Source organism: Asticcacaulis sp. AC460 (genome assembly GCF_000495795.1).
In the GTDB taxonomy this organism is placed as follows: Bacteria; Pseudomonadota; Alphaproteobacteria; order Caulobacterales; family Caulobacteraceae; genus Asticcacaulis.
The window spans coordinates 1-386 of the sequence record NZ_AWGD01000082.1; the positions used below are offsets into that span (position 1 = coordinate 1).

The 386-nt window shown below is 41.5% G+C and carries 1 protein-coding gene; it reads right to left on the reverse strand.

Going from position 1 to position 386, the window contains the following annotated elements:
• On the reverse strand, window positions 1–386 hold a 386-nt coding region (locus ABAC460_RS50300; protein ID WP_162150361.1), incomplete at both ends, for a hypothetical protein.

Genomic DNA, 386 nt, shown 5'->3' on the forward strand with positions numbered 1-386 from the left:
ATTAACGCTCCTTTCCATTTGATTTCTATGGCGGCTGATATAATCCACTGCTGCCGAAATTGGCTTTTGTGTCTGAGCCAATATAAAACGAGCCAAACCGAGAATTGCGTTATTCGCTGGACTTAGTGCTGTCTGTCTATTTACCTCCTGTTCAATAGACTCAAAATCAATATCAATTCCAAAAGCAAATGCCAATGGCAAATACTCAAGCGTTTTATGATTGTAACTTACGAAGTAGCTCTGAAGTTCATCCATTGCTTGTTCGTGAGTTTCACTGTTTCTAAGTTGTATCCACAGTACATACTGATCCGACATATCCGCAACATCTTCAGCGCCAAGATATCGTGCACGAACCGAACAAACTTTGAATAGCGCGGCAGCTCGAT